22 protein-coding genes and 1 pseudogene are annotated in these 24,899 nt (G+C 67.3%); 13 read left to right on the top strand and 10 right to left on the bottom strand.

All coding sequences use genetic code 11. The features are described 5' to 3' along the window. Positions 1-11 precede the first annotated feature (11 nt). The 5 genes from ACFXAZ_RS19905 (at position 12) to ACFXAZ_RS19925 (ending at position 4,587) form a co-directional block, all read left to right on the top strand. Complete coding sequence (locus ACFXAZ_RS19905) at positions 12-1,073, top strand: oxidoreductase (RefSeq protein WP_384592594.1); 1,062 nt, start codon at positions 12-14, stop codon at positions 1,071-1,073. Continuing rightward, entirely contained in the window at positions 1,070-1,810 is a 741-nt protein-coding gene (locus tag ACFXAZ_RS19910) for an HAD family hydrolase (RefSeq protein ID WP_384592597.1), read from the top strand. The genes ACFXAZ_RS19905 and ACFXAZ_RS19910 overlap by 4 nt, the downstream gene beginning before the upstream one ends. 98 nt (positions 1,811-1,908) lie before the next feature. After that, positions 1,909-2,931 carry an aldo/keto reductase gene (locus tag ACFXAZ_RS19915; protein ID WP_384592600.1) on the top strand — a complete coding sequence of 341 codons (1,023 nt, stop codon included), beginning with the start codon at positions 1,909-1,911 and terminating at the stop codon, positions 2,929-2,931. Between the two features lie 121 nt (positions 2,932-3,052). After that, on the top strand, positions 3,053-4,075 hold the full coding sequence (locus ACFXAZ_RS19920; RefSeq protein ID WP_384592603.1) for a LuxR C-terminal-related transcriptional regulator: 1,023 nt from the start codon (positions 3,053-3,055) through the stop codon (positions 4,073-4,075). Between the two features lie 185 nt (positions 4,076-4,260). Next, positions 4,261-4,587 (top strand): ArsR/SmtB family transcription factor, encoded by a 327-nt coding sequence (locus ACFXAZ_RS19925; RefSeq protein WP_384592606.1) that lies wholly within the window; start codon positions 4,261-4,263, stop codon positions 4,585-4,587. Positions 4,588-4,638: 51 nt separating this feature from the next. On the opposite strand, the gene ACFXAZ_RS19930 is transcribed toward ACFXAZ_RS19925, so the two are convergent. The 4 genes from ACFXAZ_RS19930 to ACFXAZ_RS19945 are packed head-to-tail and all read right to left on the bottom strand — an operon-like array spanning position 4,639 to position 7,533. Then, positions 4,639-5,466 carry a class I SAM-dependent methyltransferase gene (locus ACFXAZ_RS19930; protein WP_384592609.1) on the bottom strand — a complete coding sequence of 276 codons (828 nt, stop codon included), beginning with the start codon at positions 5,464-5,466 and terminating at the stop codon, positions 4,639-4,641. A 41-nt stretch (positions 5,467-5,507) separates the two neighbouring features. Beyond that, positions 5,508-5,741: an acyl carrier protein gene (locus tag ACFXAZ_RS19935; RefSeq protein ID WP_384592612.1), complete on the bottom strand. Its 234-nt coding sequence runs from the start codon at positions 5,739-5,741 to the stop codon at positions 5,508-5,510. Positions 5,742-5,788: 47 nt separating this feature from the next. Beyond that, a complete protein-coding gene (locus ACFXAZ_RS19940; RefSeq protein WP_384592614.1) occupies positions 5,789-6,646 on the bottom strand; it encodes a hypothetical protein in 858 nt (285 codons plus the stop codon). Continuing rightward, positions 6,643-7,533: a diiron oxygenase gene (locus ACFXAZ_RS19945; RefSeq protein ID WP_384592617.1), complete on the bottom strand. Its 891-nt coding sequence runs from the start codon at positions 7,531-7,533 to the stop codon at positions 6,643-6,645. The genes ACFXAZ_RS19940 and ACFXAZ_RS19945 overlap by 4 nt, the downstream gene beginning before the upstream one ends. A gap of 392 nt (positions 7,534-7,925) precedes the next feature. On the opposite strand from ACFXAZ_RS19945, the gene ACFXAZ_RS19950 reads away from it, so the two are divergent. Next, entirely contained in the window at positions 7,926-8,534 is a 609-nt protein-coding gene (locus tag ACFXAZ_RS19950) for a pyridoxamine 5'-phosphate oxidase family protein (protein WP_384592620.1), read from the top strand. A gap of 352 nt (positions 8,535-8,886) precedes the next feature. Next, positions 8,887-9,216, top strand: coding sequence for an ArsR/SmtB family transcription factor (locus tag ACFXAZ_RS19955; protein WP_384592623.1), 330 nt, complete (start codon positions 8,887-8,889; stop codon positions 9,214-9,216). 114 nt (positions 9,217-9,330) lie between these two features. Here the strand turns inward: ACFXAZ_RS19955 and ACFXAZ_RS19960 are convergent, their stop codons facing one another. Genes ACFXAZ_RS19960 through ACFXAZ_RS19980 form a run of 5 tightly spaced genes read right to left on the bottom strand, consistent with a single transcriptional unit; the run spans position 9,331 to position 14,461 of the window. Next, entirely contained in the window at positions 9,331-10,857 is a 1,527-nt protein-coding gene (locus ACFXAZ_RS19960) for a long-chain fatty acid--CoA ligase (RefSeq protein ID WP_384592625.1), read from the bottom strand. Further along, positions 10,854-12,101 carry a 5-aminolevulinate synthase gene (hemA, locus tag ACFXAZ_RS19965; RefSeq protein WP_384592628.1) on the bottom strand — a complete coding sequence of 416 codons (1,248 nt, stop codon included), beginning with the start codon at positions 12,099-12,101 and terminating at the stop codon, positions 10,854-10,856. The genes ACFXAZ_RS19960 and hemA overlap by 4 nt, the downstream gene beginning before the upstream one ends. Positions 12,102-12,148: 47 nt before the next feature. Continuing rightward, positions 12,149-13,732: a class I adenylate-forming enzyme family protein gene (locus ACFXAZ_RS19970; protein ID WP_384592631.1), complete on the bottom strand. Its 1,584-nt coding sequence runs from the start codon at positions 13,730-13,732 to the stop codon at positions 12,149-12,151. Between the two features lie 40 nt (positions 13,733-13,772). Beyond that, the gene (locus tag ACFXAZ_RS19975; protein ID WP_384592634.1) at positions 13,773-14,048 is read right to left on the bottom strand and encodes a hypothetical protein; all 276 of its coding nucleotides are present in this window, start codon (positions 14,046-14,048) and stop codon (positions 13,773-13,775) included. Further along, positions 14,045-14,461 carry a holo-ACP synthase gene (locus ACFXAZ_RS19980; RefSeq protein ID WP_384592637.1) on the bottom strand — a complete coding sequence of 139 codons (417 nt, stop codon included), beginning with the start codon at positions 14,459-14,461 and terminating at the stop codon, positions 14,045-14,047. Before ACFXAZ_RS19980 ends, ACFXAZ_RS19975 begins: the two co-directional genes overlap by 4 nt. A gap of 435 nt (positions 14,462-14,896) precedes the next feature. Here ACFXAZ_RS19980 and ACFXAZ_RS19985 point away from each other — a divergent pair, with 435 nt between their 5' ends. From ACFXAZ_RS19985 to ACFXAZ_RS20010, 6 genes and pseudogenes are all read left to right on the top strand, one after another. After that, complete coding sequence (locus ACFXAZ_RS19985; RefSeq protein WP_384592640.1) at positions 14,897-16,423, top strand: carboxylesterase/lipase family protein; 1,527 nt, start codon at positions 14,897-14,899, stop codon at positions 16,421-16,423. A gap of 65 nt (positions 16,424-16,488) precedes the next feature. Further along, positions 16,489-18,534, top strand: coding sequence for an aminodeoxychorismate synthase component I (gene pabB / locus ACFXAZ_RS19990; protein WP_384592643.1), 2,046 nt, complete (start codon positions 16,489-16,491; stop codon positions 18,532-18,534). Between the two features lie 252 nt (positions 18,535-18,786). After that, a complete protein-coding gene (locus ACFXAZ_RS19995) occupies positions 18,787-18,960 on the top strand; it encodes a hypothetical protein (RefSeq protein WP_384592646.1) in 174 nt (57 codons plus the stop codon). Positions 18,961-18,972: 12 nt separating this feature from the next. Next, positions 18,973-19,782: pseudogene (locus ACFXAZ_RS20000) on the top strand (aminotransferase class IV); the annotation flags it as partial. Then, the gene (locus ACFXAZ_RS20005; protein WP_384592715.1) at positions 19,667-20,845 is read left to right on the top strand and encodes a 3-deoxy-7-phosphoheptulonate synthase; all 1,179 of its coding nucleotides are present in this window, start codon (positions 19,667-19,669) and stop codon (positions 20,843-20,845) included. The pseudogene ACFXAZ_RS20000 and the gene ACFXAZ_RS20005, both read left to right, overlap by 116 nt. Positions 20,846-21,120: 275 nt before the next feature. Next, complete coding sequence (locus tag ACFXAZ_RS20010) at positions 21,121-22,500, top strand: DHA2 family efflux MFS transporter permease subunit (protein WP_384592649.1); 1,380 nt, start codon at positions 21,121-21,123, stop codon at positions 22,498-22,500. A 1,470-nt stretch (positions 22,501-23,970) separates the two neighbouring features. Here the strand turns inward: ACFXAZ_RS20010 and ACFXAZ_RS20015 are convergent. Further along, the gene (locus ACFXAZ_RS20015) at positions 23,971-24,891 is read right to left on the bottom strand and encodes a formylglycine-generating enzyme family protein (RefSeq protein WP_384592652.1); all 921 of its coding nucleotides are present in this window, start codon (positions 24,889-24,891) and stop codon (positions 23,971-23,973) included. Between the last annotated feature and the right edge of the window lie 8 nt (positions 24,892-24,899).

Here is a 24,899-nt window from a genome sequence, read left to right on the forward strand (position 1 = left end):
AATTGGCGCGCATGGACGCTGACTCCATGCGCGAGGGACGCCGGTTGACCGCCCGCGTCGCCGATGCGTTGAGTGCGGCCGGAGTCGCACGCCACTTCGTGCCCGCACGATGGGGCGGACGGGAGGCGGGATTCACGGAACTCACCGAGACTGTCATGGACATGGCACACGCATGCGCCTCGACAGCCTGGTGCGCGGCCCTGTACGCGGCACATTCCCGGCTCGCGGCCTTCATGCCGGAACAAGGGCAGCGGCAGATTTGGGGGGAGGGCCCGGACGTTCGCATCGCGGCGGCCGTCATGCCTCCACGGGGCAGAGCGGTACGTGTCCCCGGCGGCTGGGAGCTCACGGGGACGTGGTCCTACGCGAGTGGCGTCGACCACGCCCACTGGGTCCTGCTCGCTGCCCCCATCGGGCCGGAACGCGAGCCCCACGTCCTTGCCGTCCCGCGCTCCCAGCTGACCGTCCACCACACCTGGGACACCCTGGGAATGCGTGGCACCGGTAGCAACTCCGTGGAGGCCGACGCCCTGTTCGTCGCCGATGAGCTCACCTGCACGATGGCGGACCTGCACAGGGCCCCCGCCACAGCGGCAGCTTGCTATCGAGTGCCCGTGGCGCTGGTGGCAGGCCTGCAGTTCGCCGCCCCGATCGTCGGAGCGGCACAGGCGGCGGAGATGACCTTCCTCCGGTTCTGGTCGCACCGCGGGAGCCCGGACGGCGCCGCGGTGGCATTGCCGTCCGCGGTGCAGCAGACGGTGTCCGAGGCGTCGGCGGCCGTCAGCGCCGCGAGCCTGCTGCTGCGCGAGGCAGCCCGGAGAGCTGACGCCTGTGTGACCTCGCCTCTCCACATCGCCCGCAACCAGCAGCACCTGGCCTACGCGGCTCACTCCTGCGCGAGAGCGGTCGACCAGCTTTTCAGAGCCAGCGGTTCACGTGCCATGGCGAACGACGACCCGCTCCAGGCGATCTGGCGCGACGTCACCGCCGCGGCCAGTCACGTCACCCTAGACCCGGCCGCTGCGGCGGCCGCCTATGCCGCGGCCGTACTCGGCCCGGAAGGCGCGCGATGACCCGAACCGCCACCGCCGAGTCCGACCGGCCCGGGACGCTCCCCGCTGCCTTGCGAGGTGTCGCCCGCGTCGCGTTCTTCGACGTCGACGAGACCCTGATCCACGCCAAGAGCATGATCGACTTCGACGGCCACTGGTCCCGCACCGCCCCTCATCACCGCCCCGGCACCCCCCTGCCCGACCTGATCGCGCGGCTGCGTGCTGACGGAGCGGGACGTGAGGAGCAGAACCGGGCCTACTACCGGCGCTTCGCCGGCGTACCCCTGTCCGAACTCACGGCGGCCGGCGAGTCCTGGTACCGGGCTCTGCGCCGTACCGACTACCTGATCGCCCGCACGGCCGCGGCCCTGGAGCGCCACCGGGGCGCAGGCGAAGGAGTAGTGCTGCTCTCAGGTTCGCTGCACGCCTGCCTCGACCCGATGGCCCGCGAACTCGGCGCCCACCTCGTGCTCTGCACCGCGCAGCACGTGTCCCCGCAGGGCATCCTGACCGGCGAGATCGTCACGCCCATGATCGGTCAGGCCAAGTCCGACGCCGCCCACGCCTTGTTGCGGTCCTTGGGGCTGACCTGGCGGAACGCCACGGCGTACGGGGATCACGCCACCGATCTACCCCTGTTGCGCAGCGCCAGGGTTGCCTATGTCGTCGGCGACGATCCCGAACTCGCTGCGGCGGCGCAGGAGTTCGTCTGGCATCGACTGCCCCGTGAAGCATCATTGGCGCCCTGTACGGAGTAACTTCCGTTTTTCTGATCGCAGTTCATCAACTGACCGGCCGCCCTTCTTCGCCTGGAGCAGGGCGAGCGTGAAATCCGCACTCCATCAGAAGGTGACTGGTGCCTTTCCAGCCAGAGAAGATCACAGAGGTACAACTGGGCGCCGCTGGACCGATCGTCGGTCTGCAAGGGCTCGGCTGTATGGGAATCAGCTTCGCCTACGGGTCCACCGACCTGGGTGAGGCCCGGCTGGTCCTGGAGCATGCTCTGGCCCGGGGCGTCACCCTGTTCGACACCGCCGACATGTACGGTTCCGGCGACAACGAACGCTTCCTTGCTCCGTTCCTGCGCGCTCATCGGGACGACATCGTGCTGGCGACCAAATTCGGCATCAGCGCCGACCCCGCTGATCCCACCAGGCGCACGATTCGCAACGACCGCGCCTACCTGCGTTCCTGCGTCGAGGGCAGCCTGCGTCGCCTCGGCCTCGACCACATCGACCTCTACTACATGCACCGCAAGGATCCTGCCGCCCCGATCGAAGAGACCGTCGCCGCGATGGCCGAACTCGTCGACGAAGGCATGGTGTCCCACTTGGGCCTCAGCGAGGTCACCGGTGCGGAATTGCGGGCCGCCCACGCCGTGCATCCCATCGCCGCCGTGCAGTCCGAGTGGTCCCTCTTCAGCCGCGATGTGGAGGCCGGGGTCGTCCCGGCCGCCAGTGAACTGGGCGTCTCCTTCGTGCCCTACTCCCCGCTCGGGCGCGGCTTCCTGGCCGGCGGCTTCACCGACGCGTCCAAGGAACTCGCCAAGGACGACATGCGTCGCATCCTGCCTCGCTTCAACGGCGGCAACGCGACCAGCAACGCCGCTCTTCTCGATCCTCTGCGCACCGTCGCCCGCGCGCGTGGAATCACGCTCGCTCAGGTGGCCTTGGCCTGGGTCCACCTGCGCGCCGAGGCCCACGGCCTGGCCGTCGTGCCGATCCCGGGCACCCGCAGACGCAACCGTCTTGAGGAGAACCTCTCTGCCACACGCATACGCTTGACGCCCGAAGAGTGCGCCTTGCTGGAGCCCATCGCCGGTCAGGTGGCGGGTGTCCGCTATCCGGACATGAGCACCACGTCGGCCGGGCGCGAATGACTCACGAACGGTTCCAGCAATAGTTCACAGAGTATCGCGGCGCCATTTGCCGAGGTTCTGGCGCACGCGTCAGTTCTCTGATGTCTCAGTCCGTCATCCCAACACCCGAAGTGAGTGCTTCATGATCGCTGACGAGAAGTTCTTCGCCGACGTCTACGCCTGGGTGTTGCAGCGGCCCTCGACCTCCGCGGAGGAAATCCAGGAGGCGTTCGGCGCCTCGCCCCTCGGCGTCGAAGACGCGCTGCGTTTTCTGGCCGACCTCAAGCTCGTCACGTTCCTTGAGGAAGACCGGAGCCGATTTTTCGGCATCAGCACGAGCAAGGCGCACATGGAGCTGGTCGCCCCGATCGAACAGGAGATATCCGACAAGCACTACACATTGACCGGGATCCGAGGAAGGCTGAAACGTTTCGCTGATGTCTTTGACTCAGTACTGCGTTCCGGACTGCACAGCGAGACGTCCATCACCACCATGGACCCGGCCCAGATTCAGTGGCGGCTGGCCGACGCCGCGGCCCACTGCTCGACCGAGGCCTTCCTCATGCAGTCAGGCGAGGTCGGCGACGAGTGCCTGTTGCGCGTGGCGGAGCCCTTTCTCACCTCCCTGCTGCGACGAGGAATCGACGTACGCCTCATCGCGCCGCACACCGCACGCGCCCACGCACAGGTGCGCACGCTGCTCAGCGGAATCGCGGCGGCCGGGGCTCACGTCCGGACGTCGGAGGATCCACCGGACAGCCTGCTGATCTTCGACGGGAGCACGGCGTTCGCCTTCTCACCTGGAGGGATCGACTCGCCGCGGTCTCCCATGGACGCGCAGACCTCGGCCACCCAAGAGATGACCGTCGTCTTCGACGCCGCGGCCGTGGACATCCTGAGTCGGCTGTACGCCCACACCTGGGATTCCGGCATCGACTTCGACAGCGGCTCGGCAGGGTACGGCGAGGCGTTCGGCGCCGTGCAGAACGCCATTCTCGGGCTTCTGGCCACGGGTCTCAAGGACGAGGTCATCGCCCGCCGCCTCGGTATGTCCGAGCGGACGTTCCGCAGGCATGTCGCGGCGATCATGGACCGGCTCGGCGTACAGAGCCGCTTCCAGGCCGGTGTCTCCGCCGCTCGCACGGGCCTCGTGTCGGTGGATTGACGACGTGCCACAAGTGCCGTACCCGGGTGGGGCGCCCTGCGGCGCGCCACCCCGATCGTGCATCGGCAAGCGGCCTGCTCGCGACTGCGGCAGGGTTCCGAGGACCACCCAAAGAGTCGATAGTGCTCGAATGCGTGGGCAGGTATGGCGAGTATGCTCACGTCCGATCACCATCGGAGGTTGCTGTGGCCGGCGAAGAATTCACCTGGATGCCCAAGCCCGATCTCACCGGAGTCGAGATCGGTGTGGTGCTGCAGGCATTGGCCGACCCGGTCCGGTTGCAGATCGTCCGGCTGCTGGATGCCGGTGGCGAGGGCTCGTGCACCACGCTCGACCTGCCGGTGAAGCGCTCTACCGTCTCCCACCATCTGCGGATCCTGCGGGAGAGCGGTGTCGTCGCCACGCGGGTCGACGGAAACGCCCGCTACAGCCGACTGCGCCACGATGACCTGGAACAACGCTTCCCCGGTCTGCTCAAGGCCGTGCTGGAGGCTGCGCCCGTCGGCGTGTGACATCGCCGTACGAGGCGGGCGCAGCCGCGGGCCGATCCGGCTCCGGACGGGTCAGCTGTTGACCCGCTCGGCTCGAATGAGCCAGCTGCGGGGGACTCCGCGCCGGTCCCTGGGCTGCACCGCGTACGGCCAGCGATGCTCACCGGCGCCCGGATCGCCGGGCTGCTTGACCTCCAGACTCTGCCAGCCCCCGGCCGAGAGGAACTCCTCGGGTTCGTCGGTGCCGAACACCCACGGGGTGCCGTCCTCACGCAGGGCCCTGAGAAAGGTCTGGTTGAACGGGCTGCGCAGCATCTGCTTGTTCACCATGTCGGTGGCCAGCCGGCTGCCCGGCGCGGAGACCCGGCCCAGGGTGTGCAGGACGTGCTTCGCCTGCTCCTCGGTGAGGAAGAAGAACAATCCCTCCACAACCCACAGGGTAGGCGCGTCACTGGCGTGCCCCGCTTGCGCCAGCAGGGGCAGCCAGTCACCGGCCAGGTCGGCGGGGACCGGCCTGCGCTCGACGCGCGCCTGCGCCCCCAGCGTGTTCAGCCGCGCGGCCTTCTCCTCGATCAGCCCGGCGTGGTCCACCTCGTAGACGAACGTGCCCTCAGGCCAGGTCAGCCGGTGGGCGCGGGTGTCCATACCGGCCGCCACGAACACGACCTGGCGGATGTCGCCCTCGGCAAGGACGGCCTCGATGCTGTCGTCGAGGTACTTGGTCCGGATGGCGATGTACGGCAGCAGGCCGCCGCCGCCGTACTTGTCCAGCAGCTCGAAACCGCGCGGAGCAGCGAGCGGGCGGGCGAGGTCGTCGGTGAACATCGCTCCTTCCGTCCGCTCGGATTCGACCGCTCGCGCCGCCGCGGTCCATTGCGCGGTGTACGACACAGCTTCCATCTGTCATCTCCCTGCTGGGTGTGCGGTCTGAGGTGCGCCGACTACGCGAAGAAGGCCTTCTCGATCGCCGAAATGGTCTGGAAGTCCCGGATATCGATGGTTTCGAAATCGATCTCGACGTCCGCGGCCGCCTCGATCGTGTACACCAGCTCCACGAATGACAATGAGTCCACGAGACGGCTTGCGATCAGCTCCTCGTCCGGTCCGAGCGCATCCCGGTGTTTATTGCGTGCCAGAACCCAGTCGCGTATTTCCTCGATACCCCGCGATGCCATGGGTCTTCTCCTTATTGGTTCGTGTTGACGATCTTGCAGGGCCGCTGTCAGCCGATCTGCCGTGCCGTGCCGCGTACGGCGTCGAGGGCCTTGCCCAGATCACCGCCGTACTGCTCGTCCAGGACCGCGACCCAGCGTTCGAGGCCGAAGGCCGCGCAACTGGTGAAGGCCGTTTCATCGCTTCCGGGAAGGGTGATCCGGCAGCGCTCGCCGAAGAAGTTACGGTGCGTGTTGACCGACGCGATGGCGAGGTCTCCGTACTGGAACTCGTACTTGACCGGGGAGAGCTTCGCCAACAGAGCACGCGCCCCGGTGTTCTCGAAGAACGGGTCGGTGGCCGGGACCTTTTCGAGACCGAGGCCGAGGGCGTCCGAGAAGGCGGCGATCCGCTCCGCGAAGCGTTCCAGCGTCTGCTGGGTGTGGTCGAAGGCCCCGATGGCGACGGCTTCGCGCATCTGGAAGCTCATCAGCCGGCGCAGTCCGTCGTAGTGCGTCTCGTTGCGGAAGCACCGGTTGACGAGTGTCACCAGCACATCCGCGTCGAGCCGGCTGCCCTCGTGAAAGAGATACGCGCCGTAGCAGGCGGCGTGCGGCAGACCGTACCGCGCCCCCTGGAGCTGCCCCGACGCGAACCGGCTCGCGACCGGCCCGTCGCCCAGGTGCGCCACGTCGATGGGGCTCGCGGTGAGCGCCAGGTGCGGGAAGTTCTTGTAGACGTCGAATTTCTCCAGGTCGGACACCGGGTACAACGGCGGGGCGATGACCTCCCGCGCGCCGTCCGACACCGCCCAACCGGAGAAGACGCCGTCCAACTCCTTGAGCAGGGCGGTTTGTTCCGGTCCCAGGATGGCCACGCCGCCCAAGGACGCGGGAGCAGTCGTCGACGTCGTGGCGGGCGCGGTCACCGTCCGGCCCCCTCGACCTGCGAGATGATCCCGCTCTTCTCCAGGAACTTGCGCGTCTTGCGGAACACCTGGTGCTCCAGGTCGGCGCGTGCCGCGCCGGCCAGCAGCTCGCTGCGCACGCGCTGCGGGTTCTCGATCCCGGCATCCCGGTAGACCTGGGGGTTGTAGAGCGTCTCGAAGCTGTACGTCATGTAACGCCGCACGTAGGCGTCCAGGTCGCTCAGCTCCGTGGGGGTCGCCGTACGCTTGAGATCCTCGTAGAGGACACCCACCAGTTCACGACCGAAGGCGATGTGCCGCGACTCGTCCTGGTGATGGATCCGGTTGATGGAGCGGATCGTCTCGTGCAGACGCGCGTCGGCCCCCATCAGGGAGTTGAAGTGGTCCACCAGCTCCTCGAAGATCAGGATCCGCAGGAAGACGACGAGGCTCTCCGCCTGACTGTTGGCGAGGGAGGCCGCTCCGCCGGGCATCTGCTTGTAGATCTTCTTCCCATAGCGATTGCAGAACTCGGCGAAGAACCACATGTGTTCGTTCTCCTCACCCACGAAGTGGTGGAAGAACTCGGACGGCGTGCGGAACCCGGACGTGTGGATTCGCTTTACCACCTCGATGAGGAGTTCACGGATTCCGTGGACGTTCAGGCTGTAGAAGTTGACGCTTTCGTACTTGGATAGTGTATGCAACTGCTGCTCGGTCAGTCGCTCGGCTATCTCCGTCCCGTGCGTGGTGGTGAGTTCCGGGCTCATCCACCACATGTCTTCGGGCAGCTCGTCCGGCCACTCGAACATCTGGTACGGGTTGTAGTAGTCGTCGATCGCCTTCGCCGAGAGCCTTTCGAGGATTCCAACGAATCGCTCGTTAGTGTCGATGAGTTGGCTCACCATGTGAAATGTTCCTCCCCAGCTTGATGGCAGCACCACGCTATGGACAGGACCGGATTCGTTCAATGCCCGCCAGTGGCCTGTCCGGTAGTGGACAGGAAGTCGCCATACCTCTCGGCGACTCGATGGTCCTAGCTTGTAGTGACAGAGCGATGAATGTCGCGCCATTCTTGGGCCTGGAGCTTTGTGGGCGGGATTCCTCGGGAGCATCGTGCCCCGTGTGTGGATTCCGCGACCTAGGCGCGGGAGTGGGCCAGGGCGCCGGTGAGCCTTCCCTCAAGACCCTGCGCTGTTACGATGGCCATCGAAATAGTGGATACACTTCGGAACAGTCGATGACTGTCGTAGCGGCTAGGAGTGGTGATGACCGTGCTTCGCCTCAGGGGGATTCAGCGATGAGCCGGTACGCGGAGATCGCGTTCACAGAATCGGTACGCCGCGTCCAGAAGGAGCAGGGAAGCGCGCGAGCCACGGCACGGATGCTGGACGACGTACCCGAGCGGGATCAACTTGGGCCCCGCGAGGTGGAGTTCATCACGTCCAGTGACGGCTTCTACCTGGCGAGCGCGAGCGACAGCGGCTGGCCGTACATCCAGTACAGGGGCGGCCCGCCCGGATTCGTGCGGGCACAGGACGGAGGCACGCTGTCCTTCGCCGACGTACGGGGCAACAGGCAGTACATCAGCGTTGGCAACCTCATGCGCAACGACCGGGTGTCGCTGTTCTTCATGGACTACGCGAGCCGCAGCCGCCTGAAACTCTTCGGCCGGGCAACGGTCGGCGACCCGATCGAAGCCGACGGTGACGGCCCGCGCACGGAGGGAGTCGTGGAGCGAGTGATCACCGTCCAGGTCGAAGGCTTCAACTGGAACTGCCACCAGCACATCACGCCCCGCTTCACCGAGGCCGAGATCAGCCAGTACCTCAGTGCCACCCATGTTCGCTTGGCCGAACTGGAGGAAGAGAACCGGCGATTGCGCAGCCAACTGGCTCGCGAGAGCTGAGCGGCGCCGGGCGCCGTCGTTCGTCGCCGGCGTGCGCACCCGCGTTCGCGACGACACCTTGATGGTCCCCGGCTTCGACACCGCGGCGAGGAAGCCCGCGCCACGCGCCCGAAGGGCGGGACTCGCCGCCGCTCCTCTCCCGAGTCCGCCGACACCGACATCTCCGGGAGCGTCACACCCCGGGGAACAGGGCGCCGCGACCAGGGGCTCATGCCCGGCTGTGCCCGCGACGAGACGCCCCGCTGGGCGACGCGGGCCCGGCCGAGCCTTCGCGCCCGAGGAGTCCGCCGACCAGACGGAGCGAACGGTCCGATAGTTCCGGAATCTCGAACTGTATGGTAGCCTCATCGATATGCGACTGCTTCCCGAGCCGACACCCGAGGCGCTGACGCTCGCGTCGGTGCTCTACGCATTCGGGGATCCGGTGCGTTTGGAACTGGTGCGACGAGCCAGCTCCGAGCCCGGGGCGCCCTGCGCGGTCGAGGGACTGAACGTACCGAAATCGACGCTGACCAATCACTGGCGCATCCTGCGTGAGGCTGGGGTCGTCAGGATGGCGGCGGACGGCAGATACCGGCGGACCTGGCTGCGTGAGGACGATTTGAACGGCCGGTTCCCGGGCCTGCTCGACGCGGTCCTGCAGTTGAGTGATCACGAGCGGTCGTACAGCGCGATGCCGTGAACCATTCAACCGACTCCGGCCGGGCCTCTGCATCCCCCGGGAGGGCCGGTCGGCCCCTGTCCCCCTTCACAGGCCGACAGGGGCCGGTGGGCGGCGCATGAGCGCGCCGCGGTGTCATGAATAGAGCTGTATCAGGGAGCGCTTGAGCACCTTGCCGCCGGGTCCGATTGGCAGAGACTCCGCGAATTCGACACGGCGCGGGTACTTGTAACCGGCCAGCCGCTCTCGGCTCCACGCGATGATGTCGGTGGCCAGCGCCGGGTCATTCTCGACCTCCTGCCGCGTGACGACGACCGCGCAGATCTCCTCGCCCAGACGGCCGTCCGGGATTCCGATCACGGCGGTCTGCGCGACGGCGGGATGCCGTAGCAGCGTCTCCTCGACCTCGCGGGGATAGACGTTGTAACCACCGCGCAGAACGACGTCCTTCTTCCGGTCCACCAGCCGCAGCCATCCGTCCGCCTCAAGCACACCCAGATCGCCCGAGCGGAACCAGCCGTCCACGAGGACGGCAGCCGTCTCGCCGGGTAGGCCGAGATATCCGGCCATCACGTTGTGCCCCCGGATCACGATCTCGCCTACGGAGCCCGGGGGGAGCAGCTCGACGCGGCCCTCCAGACAGGCACGGGCGATGCCGACCTCGACCCCGGCGATCGGCGTCCCGACCGTGCCGGGGCGGGTGACGGCCCCCGGCCGGTTGTAGGCGACACAGGGAGAGGTCTCGGTCAGCCCGTACCCTTCGTACACCTCGCAGCCGAAGGTCTCCTCGATCTGTCGCAGGACCGGCACCGCCAGCGCTGAACCGCCGCTGTACGCCCGGCGCAGCCGCGGTACCGGCGCACCGTTCGCCACCTCCTCCAGCAGGGCGTGGTACATCGTCGGTACGCCCATGAACACCGTGCGGCCGTACCGGCGCATCAGATCGAGCGCAGCGGCCGCGTCGAACCTGGGCATCAGCACCACGGTCGCACCCGCGTGGAAGGCCACTCCCATGACGCAGGTCTGGCCGAAGGTGTGGGACAGCGGGAGGCTGCACAGCAGCACGTCATCAGGCCGCACGTCGAAGGGCGAAACGGCCGTCACCTCGATGTTGGTGACGATGTTGTGGTGGGTGAGCAAGGCCCCCTTGGGGCGGCCGGTGGTGCCCGAGGTGTACAGGATCGCGGCGATGTCGTCGGGGGATCCGGGGAAGCATCCCTCGACAGGAGCGGCCGGCTCGGGTGGATCCAGCCGTACCCCGTCAGGATGCTCACCCCCGACGGTGAACAGTCCGACCCCGGCTGCGGCCGCCGCCTTCGCTCCCTCGTCCGTGGTCGGCCCGGCGCAGATCAGAGCGCGCGCGCAACTGTCGCGAAGGACGAACTCGACCTCTCCGGCGCGCAGTTGCGTGTTCAACGGGACCACGGTGGCCCCCAGCGCGAGCGTGCCGTAATAAATGACGGGAAAGTCCGGAGTGTTGGGCAGCAGCAGTGCCACCCGGTCGCCCGGCCGAATCCCGTGCCGACGTAGCTCGGCGGCGCAGGACCGGGCCCGCTCCCACAGCGACCGGTAGGTGATGGAAGTGGATTCGAAGACCACCGCCACCTCGTCCGGCCGCCGTGCCGCCGTGTCGGCGAGAACGGCGGCCAGCGGCCGGGTCATACCGTCCTCTTGACGGTCGAGGACGCCTCTTTCCGCTCGGAGGCCGTCGGAATGCCCAGAGTGAGCCAGATCCCCGCGAGGGCCTGCGCGAACTTCTCCACATCCGCCGTGGTGTGGGTCGCCGACGGTGCGACCCGCAGCAGTTCCTCACCGGTACGCACGCTGGGGGCGTTGATGGCCTGCACGTAGATGCGGTGCTGGTCGAGCAGTTGCGCCGAGGCCTGCTTGCACAGGGCATCGTCGCCGACCAGCGCCGAGATGATATGGGAATCGGAGGACTTGAACGGAATGTCGGCCTCGTCGAGAAGTCGGTGCAGCAACTGGGCGTTCTCGGCGAGCCGTTGCCGTTCCACCTCGGACACCCGCAGGTGGCGCACCGCGGAGAGAGCACCCGCCGTGGTGGCCGGCGGCAGCGAAGTGGTGAAGACGAATGCCCGGGAGACGCTCCTGATGTGGTTGATGACATCGCGCGGACCGGCGACGTAACCGCCCACCGTGCCAAGTCCCTTGGCGAGCGTGCCCATGATGATGTCGAACCGGTCGGCGATGCCCTCGCGTGCCGCGATGCCCGCGCCCTGGGGCCCGTACATGCCGATCGCGTGTACCTCGTCGAGGAACGTGGTCGCACCGAAGCGCTCCGCCAGGTCGGCGATCTCGGCGAGCGGGGCGACATCGCCCGACATCGAGTAGAGCGATTCGAGGACGATCAGTTTCGGCAGGTCGGGGTCGGTCTCGGCGAGCAGCCGCGCCAGGTGCTCAACGTCGTTGTGCCGGAATATTCGCTTGGCGGCACCGCTGTGCCGCAGCCCGTCGATGATCGAGGCGTGGTTCAGTTCGTCGGAGAACACGACGGTGTCGGCCGGGGTTCCCGCGAGCACCGTCAGGGCACCGTCGTTGGCGGTGTATCCGGAGGCGAACAACAGTGCCAGGTCCTTGCCGTGCCAGTCCGCCAACTCACTCTCCAACTCGACGTGCCGGTGGTTCGTGCCACCGATGTTGCGTGAACCTCCCGCCCCCGCGCCGAACTTGGCCACCGCGTCGTGCACGGCCGCCAGCACGAGCGGGTGCTGGCCCATGCCGAGGTAGTCGTTGCTGCACCACACGCTCACCTCGGTGTCGCCGCCGGGGACACGCGCTATGGCACTCGGGAAGTGTCCCGCCCGCCTGCCGATCTCAAGGAACTCGCGAGCGGGCGGCTGTGCCGATGCCGATTCGGTCGTGAAGTAGTCCAGGTGTGTGGGCATGGCTCTCCAATTCGCGGGTGGCTATCGAGTGCGGGTTCTGGTTCTTGTCAGGAACCGTGCGGCGTGTGCTGAAGCCGCAGACGTGGTTTGTCGGGCTTTCCAGCGGCGTTCAGGGGTACCTCGTCGAGGATGAGCACCTGATCCGGGACGTGCGTCGGCGTGAGGATGTCGCCGAGGTGTCCGCGCACCTCGTCGATGCTCACGGAGGCGCCGGGGCGCAGGGTGATCGACGCGTGCAGGTGTTCCAGTCCGTCCTTGCCCAGAAGGCCGTACACGACCGCCTGGGTGATGCCCGGAAGCGTCAGCATCGCGCGTTCGACCACCGTGGGGTACACCTTGACCCCGTCGATCTTGACCATGTCGGCCATCCGGTCGAGGAGATGCAGATAGCCGCGTTCATCGCGATATCCGATGTCGCCGGTGTGGTACCAGCCGTCGCGCAGTACCCGCGACGTGAGCACTTCATCGAGGTAGCCGTCCATGACGTGCGGGGACCGGACCCGCACCTCTCCGACCTCCCCGTCGCCGAGTGCGGAGCCGGACTCAAGGTCACAGATGCCGATCTCGACCCCGGGATACGGGCGACCCACCGTCGCCACCGACGCGTCGTCCGTGTGATCCTTCGGGGCGAGGAAACTGATCCTGGCGGTCTCGGAGGTGCCGTACTGCTGGAAGAGGATCGGCCCGAACATCTGCACGGCCTCGGCGATTCGGGCGGGCGCGGCCGGGCTGCCGGCGTAGTCGAGGCGACACAGGCTGGTCAGCCCGGCCGCCTCCGCATCGCGCAACCCCCGTTCCTCCAACCGGTCGAGCAGCAGGTACAGGTGACTCGTGGCCATGAACGACCGGGTCACCGCATGCTCGTTCACCGCCTGGATCCAGGCGTCCGGACCGAACTCCTCCAGGAGCACGAGGCTGCCCCCGTCGATCAGAGCGGCGTCGGCGAGTTGCGCGACCGTCTGGCTCAGCGGGGTCCCGACCAGCGCCGTGATCCGCTCGGCCTCCCGGCCCTGCGCGATCGTGCCGTACACCACGCTGTCCCAGGACCGGCGTGACTTCCTGATCCCTTTGGGCCGTCCGGTACTGCCGCTGGTGAACGCGATGGCCGCCAGATCCCGCGGTGACCACGGCACGGGCACGGCGGGCCCCGGGGCGCCTCCGGGCACGACCTTCCGCGCACCGTGCATGCCCGGGCCGATCAGCGGGATGCGGGCCCGTCGTGCGAGCTCGACCGCGCGGTCGGTGGTTTCCACGTCGGCGTACAGCACCGCTGCCCCGGTGCTGCGCAGGATGTCCAACTGGTCGTCGACGGACAGCATCGCGGCACTCGATCCCGGGTTCGTCGACCGCAGATGTCCGACCGCCGCCCTCAGCAGATGGGCCGCGTGCCGTACCGCGAGGATCTCCGGGCTGTTCGGCGCGGCCAGTACGCCGACCACCGTGCCGTGCCCCACTTCGCAGTCGAGCAGGGTTCGGTGGATCCCGGTCACCGAGCGCAGATGGGCGCCCCCGGTGATCCGGGAACCGCGAAAGTGCAGCACCGGCTTGTCCGGTTCCTTCGCGAGGGTGGACAGCAGTTCGGCGACGTAGCCGCCTGCCGCTGCCCACCATTCCCCGCTGTCGTTCGCCATGCTGTTCTCTCCCTCTGACCGTGATCTCTCGTGGGCGGACTCATGGCTGCCTCGTGGCCTCAGTGCCTTGCTCCCGCACGCCTCCCGGCGCGGGCCGGACCGGGGCGAAGGACGCCTTCTCGATGGCGGCCGGGATCCGGAAGTCCTGGATGCCGATCGGGTCGCAATCGATCTCCACATCGGCGGTGCTCCCGATCGCGTGGACCAGTTCCCCGCCTGTCGGCGAGTCGACCGGCCGGGTCCGGATCGGGTTCTCCTTGGCATCGATGGTGCCGACCCGGATGCCGCCGCAGGATCCAGTCGCGGACGTCGTCAATGCTGCGGGTTGCCGTGTGCACTCCTCTCGTCCTGGACACAGGCCGTGAAGGCCACCGCCATGGCGAAAGGGGTGTCGTGGGTGATGCTCACCGCTATGTGCTCGATGCGGGCGGTCCTGGCCAGTTCGCGGGCCCGGCCGGCCAGCCGGACCACCGGCCAGCCACCGTCGGCGGTGAGGATCTCGATGCCCCGCCACGGCACGGTCTGGCCGGGCGCGTGGAACAGCTTGAACACCGCTTCTTTGGCGGCCAATCGGCCCGCTATGCCCGTGATATCCGGTCCGTTGTCGCCGTGCGAGAGCCGGATCTCTTCGTCGGAGAGCAGCTTGGCCAGCAGCGGTTCGTCGCGCACAAGGTCCCGCACGCGGTCGAAGGGGACCATATCGATGCCGACCCGTCCGGCCACGGTCACCGGAGCCGCTCGGTGGCGTCCACCGCGCCGAAAGAGGTGGCGTGCGACAGGCCGGGCCGCGGGCAATTCACATGTTTGTCGGATTTCTCAGTTCCTACGGCCGTGCCGCCTTCGTGTCTGCCGCCGAATACTAGCGCCTGCACCCTTTCCTGTATCACCGAATCCTCGTCTCGGATAGGTGTCTTACATTCTGACCCCGAAAACGCTAGACAATGGAGCAGCATTCCGCAATAACCGGAAGAGGGTGGCCGGTTGTGGTCACCGTCCGGTTCGCCAGGACGGGCGCGAGGTGCCCCTCCTCAGCTGGTGCCAGCCAGGGCGCTGGTGGAGCGGATGTGGCCGTATACGTGTGGTGGCCGCATGAGGCCAGCCGCTTCTGGCAATTGCGATGGCCAACGTGCCCTCTTTACCTTCTGATGGACGAGCCGGCGCCAAGTGACCGTATCCGGAGAGGATCCAGTAGTGACCCCAGGCAAGAATGCGACGAATCCGGTTCTGGCGACCACGACTGCGGGGGTTGTCGCAGGGAATGCCAGTGATGGCGTCATATCGTTCAAAGGGATTCCGTTCGCGGCGTCGCCTTACGGCGAGAACCGATTCAAGCTGCCACAGCCCCCGCAGCCATGGGACGGGGTACGGGAGGCGTTCGAGTTCGGCGGGGCCGCACCGCAGCCCCCGAGCTACTCGCTCGTGGACGCCACGCCCCTGTACCCGTGGGACACCGACTGCCTGAGTCTCAACGTCTACACCCCGGATCTCGGCAAGGCCGCCCGACTGCCGGTCATGGTCTGGGTCCACGCCGGCGGTTACATCTCCGGCAGCGCCGCCACCCCCCGTGCGGACGGTTCGATCTTCGCGCGCGAGGGTGTCGTCGTGGTCGCGATGAACTACCGACTCGGCGTGGATGGATTCCTGTCCGTGCCGGGAGGCACCCCGAATGCGGGGATGCACGATGTCGCCGCCGCTCTGCGCTGGGTTCGTGACAACATCGAGGCCTTCGGCGGAGATCCGGAGGCCGTCACCGCCTTCGGCAACTCCTCAGGCAGCAGCATCATCGCGGCGATCGCCCGCACGGTCACCGATGAAGGACTCATGCGTCGGGCCGTGCTGCAGAGCCCCTGCCCGACGCTGGTCGCAACGGCCGAGGAGGGGCGCGCCCTCGCCGAACACGTTCTGGCCGATCTGAAGGTGGGGTCCGACGTCCGCGACGTCCCGCTCAAGGAGCTGCTGGGCCGCCGTCAGCGCGGCCTCGATGTCCGCTTCCGCGACGCCGATCTCTGGAACCCGTACACGTATTGGTACAGCCCCTACATTCCGGTCGTGGACGACACCCTGTTCACCGATCCCGCACTGGGCAACCTCTTTCCGCCCTCCGTCGACCTGCTCATCGGTACCAACCGCCAGGAGTCCCACTACTTCTTGATGCGCGACGGAAAGTTCCACTCCGCACAGGAGAAGGACCTCGTCGACGCTCAGAACGCCTACGGTGTGCCCGACGAGTGCCGTATCGCCGCCAAGTCCCTGTACGGACACCTGCCGCCCGGGGAGCAGCTCGCCGAAACGGTCACCAACTGGATCTGGCGTGGTCCCGCCGTCGAACTCACCAGGCTGCACACCAAGGCCGGCGGAAACTCCTACGCATATGAATTCACGTGGGACAAGTCCCCCGCTTTTGCCGGTCGATACGGCGCGGCTCATTTCCTTGAGGTCCCCTTCCTCTTCGACCAGCTCGACGACCCCGCCTTCGCACCCCAGGTCGGCCCCGACGCACCTGCCGAGCTGGGCGCCGCTATGCGGAGCAGCTGGATCCAATTCGCCAAGACAGGCGACCCGGGCTGGGCCGGCTACGACGAGGAGAGCCGTTCGGTCATGCTGTTCGACTCCTCCTGCCGAGTCGAGTCAGATCCCCGAGAGCTCCACCGTGCCGCCTGGGACGCCCAATTCGCGGGCACCGCATCGTAGAAGCGCCTCCCTCCATGGGCGTCAAGCCGACACCGAATTCCGACATCACCTCTGGAGGTATGCCGATGCATAGCCTCATCATCGACAACTACGACTCGTACACCTTCAACCTCTTTCAGCTGATCGCCGAGGTGAACGGGTGTGATCCGACCGTCCTGAAGAACGACGATCCGGCGCTGACGACGATCGACCTGGCAGGATTCGACAACATCGTGATCTCGCCCGGGCCGGGGAATCCGGGGACCTCGCGCGATATGGGATACGTCCAGGTCGTCCTCGCCAGGGCGGAAGTCCCTGTGCTCGGCGTCTGCCTCGGACATCAGGCGATCGCCCATGCCGCCGGAGTGGCGGTCGGCCCCGCTCCCCAGCCGCGGCATGGTCACCTCACCCAGGTCCGGCACTCGGGCGACGACCTGTTCCGCGGCATCCCGCAGGACTTCACGGCCGTTCGCTATCACTCGCTGTGCGTCGACGAGCCGCTGCCCGAAGTACTTGAGGCCACGGCATGGGCCGAGGACGGTGTCGTCATGGCCATCCGGCACCGCACCCGCCCCCAGTGGGGAGTGCAGTTCCATCCCGAGTCCATCGCATCGGAATACGGCCGTGAGATCTTCGCCAACTTCAGGAAACTCACCGCCGACAGCACCGGGCGGACGGGCGGCGACGTCTATCAGCTCCTTGAAGCCACCATCCCGAGCGCCGTGGACACCGAGGCGGCGTACACGGAGTTGTTCGGCCACTCGGCGTACGCCTTCTGGCTCGACAGCAGCCGGGTCGAACCGGGGCTGTCCCGGTTCTCCTTCCTCGGTGACGCGGCGGGACCGCTGAGCGAGGTGCTGACCTATCAACTCGCCGATCAGGCCGTGCGGGTGCGAGACGCGACGGGAGTGCACACGGAGAGTGGCACCGTCTTCGACGTCCTGGGCCGTCGTCTTTCCGAGCGTCGCTTGCCCGACCCCGGGCTGCCATTCGACTTCACGACCGGCTATGTCGGCTATTTCGGCTACGAGTTGAAGGGCGACCTTGGCTCCGACAACCGGCACAAGGCCGAAACACCCGATGCGGCATGGATCTTCGCCGACCGGCTGATTGCCGTCGACCACGAACAGGACCTCACCTACGTGGTCGCGCTGCACCGCGGCGACCCGGAGAGCAACAAGTCCGCGCAGGAGTGGATCGATGCCACCACCGCCACCCTGGTCGCCGCGCTCCCCGAGCCGCCCGGCGCCGCGCAGCGCAGTGACGACGGTGGCGTCGTGGCCGACGACACCGCCGACCCGCGCCCGTTGCTGGTGCGGGACGCGGAGGGCTACGTCGATGACATCGAAGCGAGCCAGCGCGAGCTCATCGCCGGTGAGAGCTACGAGATATGCCTGACGAACAAGGTCAGGATCCCGTTCGACGGCGACGATCTGGAGTACTACCGCAGGCTGCGCGCGTCCAACCCGGCACCCTACGCGGCACTGCTGCGGCTCGGTGAGGTCACGGTCTTCAGCTCGTCCCCCGAGCGGTTCCTCAAGATCGGCGCCGATCGCGTGGTGGAGACGAAGCCCATCAAGGGGACGGCGCCCCGCAGCACCGATCCGCACCGTGACGCGGCACTGGCGGCGGAGCTCGCGGGGAGCAACAAGACACGGGCCGAGAACCTCATGATCGTCGATCTGCTCCGCAACGACCTGGGCCGCGTCTGTGACATCGGAAGCGTCGTGGTCCCGAGCTTCATGGCGGTGGAGTCCTACGCCACGGTCCATCAACTGGTCTCCACGGTCAGGGGAGTTCTGCGCCGGGAAGTGAGCGTGGTGGACTGCGTACGTCACTGCTTCCCCGGCGGATCGATGACCGGTGCGCCGAAGTTGCGCACGATGGAGATCATCGACGGGCTTGAGACAGAGGCCCGTGGGATCTATTCGGGAGCGCTCGGGTACCTCGGGCTGACCGGCACGGCCGATCTCAACATCGTGATCCGCACGGCCGTCCGTCACCGTGACGAGCTGACCATCGGCGCCGGCGGCGCCATCGTCCTCGACTCCGGCCCTGAGGACGAACTCGACGAGATGCTGCTCAAGGCCAAGGCGCCCCTGAGGGCGCTGCCGTCGCGTGCCGGCCTGTGACCGTCGCGAGCCGACGCTGGCGCTGGTGCGAGTCCGACCGCACACTCATAGCGGTGCCGCCGGGCGGACGCGTGGACGTCATCGGCTCCTGGCTCGTCGCAAATGGTAAGAGGATGTCCTCAAGGTGCACACCGAGCGCTTCGCCGCCGCGTGTGCCGCGCAGTGTTCTCAGCCGTGGGGGCGCACGGCCAGTTTTGTGCGCGCCGCGGCCCGGCGCATCCCCTCCTCAGGCCGCCGGTTCCCGCGGGGTGGGTGGTCAAAGTCCTCGACGGCGAGCCGAGATTCCACCTGTGGGTACGGCCCGCGCCGCCCCGCGGCGAGAGCGTCCGCGCCTGGGTGTACGACGGTGTCGAGGACCAGCGGCGGCATCCATTGGTGAAGGGCCCCGATCTGGAGTGGCTCTCCGGTGTGCGTGCCGAGGCCTAGCGCCGGGGCGCCGATGAGGTGGTCATTCTCTCCAAGGACGACAGGCTGGTCGAAAGGACGACGACCAGCCGGATCTGGTGGCGCGGGGCCACCTTTGACGCGCCCGACGCGGACCGCCCGAAGCTGCTGCCGAGCGTCACCTGGATGGCCCTCCTGCGCATGGCGGCCGTCCACGGGACCCGCGTCTCCTACGAGTGCCCCCGCCCGTCGGACCTGGCATGCCTGGAGACTTGGGCGGTCAACGCGCTGCACGGCATCCGGCCGGTACACGAAGGGCTCGGGTCCCCGACGGTGGCCGGACCGGCCCCGCGCGCGGGCCTGGCAGGTGCGGCTGCTCGCGTCGGCATCCGGCCGGCGCCTGGAGTCGATCACCTGACGAGCCGGTCGCAGTGCGGCGACGTAGCTCCCGGGACGGACAATCCGACAGTCCCGGATTCTCGAACTATATGGTACCGTCGCGGTCATGCGATTGCTTCCCGAGCCCGGGACGCCCTGTGTGATCGAGGGGTTGAACGTGCCGAAAACGACGCTGACTTGGCTGCGCACGGCAAATCCGAACGATCGATTTCCGGCCCTGCACGATGCGATCCAGCACCTGAGAGATCGCAATTACCCACACAGCGCAACACCTTAAGGGTGGCGCTGTGCCGGCAAGGCCGGGGCCGCATCCCTTCTCCAGGGCTTCACGAGGTGCCTCATGGATTGCATCGAATCAACGATCACGTCCCAGCGCGACCATCAGCCGGATTGGCCAGTGGAATCAGAAGTGAGCCGTGCCCGTGCCGAATTAAGCCGGGCGACACCCTTGGTACCCGCCTCTGACATCCGGCGGCTGACGGCCAGGCTGGCACAGCCCGCGTTTCTGCTGCACGCGGGCGACTGCGCCGAGACCTTCCGCGACAACACGCGGCCGTCAGTGGCGAACCGGGTATCGCTCCTGCGGGACATGTCCGCCGCTGTCGAATTACAGAGTGGTCACTCGGTCGTGACTGTCGGCCGGATCGCCGGCCAGTACGCGAAGCCGCGCTCGGCACCGACGGAGCGCCACGCGGGGCTCACCCTGCCGTCCTACTTGGGTGACGCGGTCAACGAGGTGGAATTCTCCGACGAGAAGCGAACGCCGGACCCCCGCAACCTGGTTCGCGCCTACGAAGAGTCCCGAAAGACTCTCTCCTACCTGGAGAGATCGGGCGTGTTCACGTCCCACGAAGCGTTGCTGCTCGACTACGAGCGGCCGCAGACCCGTCGCAGCGCCATCGACGGACGACTGTACGACCAGTCGGCCCATCTGCTCTGGATCGGCGAGCGTACGCGCTCGGTGCCCGGGCCCCACATCGCCTTCGCCGCCGAGATCGCCAATCCGATCGCGGTGAAGATCGGGCCGAGCGCCACCCCGGCAGACCTGGTGGCGCTGCACGTCGTGCTCAATCCGGACAACATTCCGGGCCGACTGGCCTTCATCTTCCGGATGGGGTACGAGCGGGCGTACGACCTCGTCTACGCCATGTTGAGCCGAGTCGTGGCGGAGGGCTGGGTGGACCGGGTTGTGTGCGACCCGATGCACGGCAACACGGTCGCCAGCCCGGCAGGGGTGAAGACACGTGTCGTCCATGAGATCGAGGCGGAACTGCGCGCATTCTTCGGCGCCTGCAGTGACCTGGGCGTCACTCCAGGGGGAGTTCACCTGGAACTGTCCGGTGACGATGTCAGTGAATGTGTCACGACGCAGATCAGCGACACATATCTTTCGAGGAATTACCGCACGGCCTGCGATCCCCGGCTGAACCCGATTCAGGCTTCGTATCTCGCGCAGGTTGCGGGTGAATTGCTGGCTGCGCACCGGGACATCAGCTCGCAGACGGTACTGGCAATGTCAAACCGCTAGTGCCCCTCCCGGCAACGTTCGCCCCGTCGCGACCACCCCAGCACACGCGCTCGCGGCGTTGGCCCATAGCCCAGGTAGCTCCGCCACCAGAACTTCCGGCCGCCTTGCGATCACACGCACCGAACGCCGCTCCTCGACGGGCAAACCCAGCCGGTCGCGGCACTAGCGCCGAAAGGCACATCACCGCTCGTTGCGGGACGCATCGAGATCGGTAGTAGCTAAAGGGGTCCTTTGTGTCCACAAAAGTCCGATCAAACCGAACGACAGTGCTCGCCATGGCCTGTCTGGGGCAGTTCATGGTGCTGCTCGACAGCACCATCGTCGGCGCCGCGCTCCCTGATATGCAGGCACGGCTGCACACCGAGATGACCGGCCTCCAGTGGATAGTCAACGCGTACGTCCTGCTGGTCGCCATGCTGTTGCTGACCGGTGGTGTCTTCGCCGACCGCTTCGGCCGTAAGCGCGTCTTCCTCTCCGGCGCGGTGGTGTTCACCCTCGCGTCCGTGGTGTGCGCCTTGGCCCCCTCGCTCAACTGGCTGATCACCGGACGCGTGCTTCAGGGCATCGGCGCCGCGGCGATGAGCCCCGGCTCGCTGGCGCTGCTGGCCGCCGCCTACCCCGTCCCGCAGGAACGCGTCAAGGCGATCGGACTATGGGCCGGCTTCAGCGGTATCGGTCTGGCCGCCGGGCCGCTGGCCGGTGGCATCTTGGTGGAGGCCTTCGACTGGCGCGCCATCTTCTTCGTCAACGTACCCATCGGCGTGATCCTGCTGCTGGCCGCTCTGCCCATCCTGCGCGAGTCCCGCAACCCGAACGCGCCAGCCATCGACATCCCGGGAACGATCCTGTCCATCCTGGCTGTCGGCACGCTGACCTACGGACTGATCGAGGGTGGCGCCCGCGGCTGGACCTCACCGGTCATCCTGGGCAGCTTCATCCTGGCTGTGGTGTTCATCGCCGTCTTCGTCACCGTGGAGGCACGTTCGGCGACGCCGATGATGCCGCTGAGACTGTTCCGGAGCGCGTTGTTCACGGTGTCCAACACGGCCATGGTCATGGTCGGTTTCTCGCTCATGGGGTCGGTCTTCTTCCTCTCGCAGTTCTTCGTCCACGTGCAGGGCGCCTCCATCCTCAACTCGGGCCTGGAGACGCTGCCCATCTCGCTCGCCATGGCGATCGCCAGCCCGTACGCGGGCCGACTGGCCGCGCGCTACGGCTTCCGGATCGTGGTCACCGTCGGTCTGGCGGTGGCCGGGCTCGGGTTGCTGGCGTTCGGCTTCGTGCACTCGGACACCGGCTACGCGAACGTGTGGTGGCGGCTGGCGGTCACCGGTGTCGGTTTCGCGCTGACCATGTCACCGCTGACCGGCGCGGCCATCCAATCCGTCAGCCCTCAGGAGAGTGGGCTCGCGTCGGGTATCAGCAGCACCACGCGGCAGATCGGCGCGGTGCTGGGCGTCGCGGTCCTCGGCGCCATCGTCACCACCCGGGAAGCCGGCGGCGCGTCCTTCGGGGCCAGCCTCAACACCGTCTTCATGGTCGCCGGCGCAGCCTCCTTGGTCACCGCCGTCTTCACCGGCCTGTGGCTGGTGAAGGCCAAGCCGGCGGAGAGCGTCGGACCGGAGCCACGTCGACAGGTGCAGACGGTCGACTGATCGGCAGACGGACCGCCGACCGGACGCTCACCCCCTCGATCCGGTCGCCCGGTGGAACGGCAGTCGCGGCGGACCTTCCGACCCGAAGGTCGCCGTCTCTGCCGTCGCCGCGTCCAACCGGCCTCGGGGACCCGGCGTCAACAGGTGCCTATCGCGAAAAGGAATTCAAAGAACTCCTTTTCGAGGCCTGAATCGATGTCAGTGGCTACGACGGCTAACGGTGCCTCAGGCCCCGGCGCGGAGTTTCCCTCGGGGCAACTTGCGGTCGCTACATGAGCTTCGGTCATCTGCTGCGCCTGTGGCGCAAGAACGCAGGAGTCACGCAGCCTGTGGAGGCAAAGGCGCTCGGCATGAGCGAGCGCACCTGGAAGCTCTGCAGCTCCTCATCGACCGACAGTTGCCGGGTACGTCCTATCTGGCGGATCGCAACTGGACATCGCGAGTTACAACGAGGCCATGGCCGAGTGGTGGCCGTGGGTTATGGATCCTGGGCGAACCTGCTCCGCTGGCACTCTGTGATCACGCCGCCCGCGACCAGTTCGAAGACTGGGACATGCATGTCGCGGCGTACGTGAAGATCAAGATTTTCGCCCAGACCACCTGGGAGCAGCCGGATCCGATGCTGAACTGGAGCAACTGATCGCGGACATAGAGAAGGACCCCTCCATTCGGCGCCTCTGGGAAGCCGTGACCGAACTGGAGGAGAGCCGAGACGGCCACGTCTTCCACATGCGGGTTGTCCTGGGCTGGGAGACCGTAGAAGTACAGAATCAAGGGAAACAGCAAGTGGCACGTCCAAGTCCGTACTCGCCGGAGTTCCGAGAAGTAGCGGTCCAACTGGCGTTGAAATCCAGCAAGCCGGTCGCGCGGAGTGCGTGCACTCCGTCGAGTTCATGTGCAGAAACTCGGTGTGTCCAAGTCCCGCTGCTACGACTGGAGAAGCAGGCCCGATTCCGCAACCGGCCAGCGGCGCGGGGAACTGCGGCTGCTCATCAAGAGAGCGTTCGAGATGTCCGACGGCACCTTCGGGCATCGGCGTGTGCGCGCCCCAGCTGCTGCGCTGGGGCTACGCCGCCGGCCCCGAGTTGGACAGTGCGATCACAATCGCTCCCACTCGGCGGTGGGTTATCGGCCTCCGCGCGAAGCCCATGCCGAGTACGAGAAGTTGCGAATCGTCGCGTGCGATGGATAGCCAGAGCCCTGTCCGGAGGTCTCGGGGGCCCTCAGTAGGTGGTGCGCAGGCGGATGACGGACTCGACACCCCCTGGTAGTCGTCGCCGACCTGGGTATGGCCGCCGACGACGGTGGCGCGATGGGGTGGGTCTCGGCGGCGTCGGCCACGGTTCCCCTTCGCAGGTTCGGCCGTCCGCCGGTTTCGGTGGCGGACGTGCGGGCGCGGGTCGGTGATCGGCCGCCGTCGTCGCGACAGCAGGCCGAGGCTCCGCTCAGGCACTCCTCTTCGAAGCCCGGCTATGGGGCAGCGGCGGCGCAGCGGAATCCCGTGTCGTTGTCCTGCATGGTCGCGTTCGCGGTGTTGTGCAGGGAGGGTGCGGCGCGTTCGAACGGGGAAGTGAAAGCCGATCCTTTCAGGTGGTGTCGGGCGCTGGATGCTTCTTCCCGGGTGCTGCACCATTCCCATACGTTGCCGCACATGTCGAAGGTGCCGTAGGGGCTCACGCCGGACTGGTAGCGGGTGACGGGTGTGGTGGTGCCGATGCCGGCTTCGGCCGTGTTGGCCTTGGCGGCTGTCGGTTCGTTGCCCCAGGGGTAGATGCGGCCGCTCGGGCCGCGGGCGGCCTTCTCCCACTGCTGTTCGGTGGGCAGGGTCTTGCCGGCCCAGCGTGCGTACGCCGTTGCGTCGTGCCATGTCACCCAGACCACCGGATGGCCGGCCAGCGCCGCGGGGCAACGGCCGTTCGGCCAGTGATTCGGAGGCGGGTGTCCGATCTCGCGCACGAAGCGCGCGTAGTCGTCGTTGGTCGTCGGGTGCACGTCGATGAGGAACGAGTCGAGCCATACCGAGCGGTTGCCGGGGCCGGAGAGGTAGATGCCTTCCTCGACCAGGGTCATCAGCTTCGCGTCGCCAGGATGGCGGAGGGCGCGCGGGACGGTGCGCAGCAGTTCCTCGGCGCGTTGGTCGGCTCCTGCGGCGGCCCGTTCGGTCAGCAGTGCGGCGAACCGGTGCTGGATCTCGGCTCCGGCCTGGGCGAGGAGCGTGTCGAGGGCCGCCTGGTTGCCGAGTTCGAGGGTGATGGTTTCGCCCCGGCCTCTCCACCGGGGGATCTGGCGGGGGTTGACGCCGATCAGAGCGGCGAAGTCCCTGGCCGTCCGGCGCATGGCCAAGCGCAGGAGTTCGGCTTCCCGGCCGGTCCATCTGCTCACCCCGGTCATGGCTGTGT

It is taken from the genome of Streptomyces sp. NPDC059477, from assembly GCF_042749375.1.
Lineage (GTDB): Bacteria > Actinomycetota > Actinomycetes > Streptomycetales > Streptomycetaceae > Streptomyces.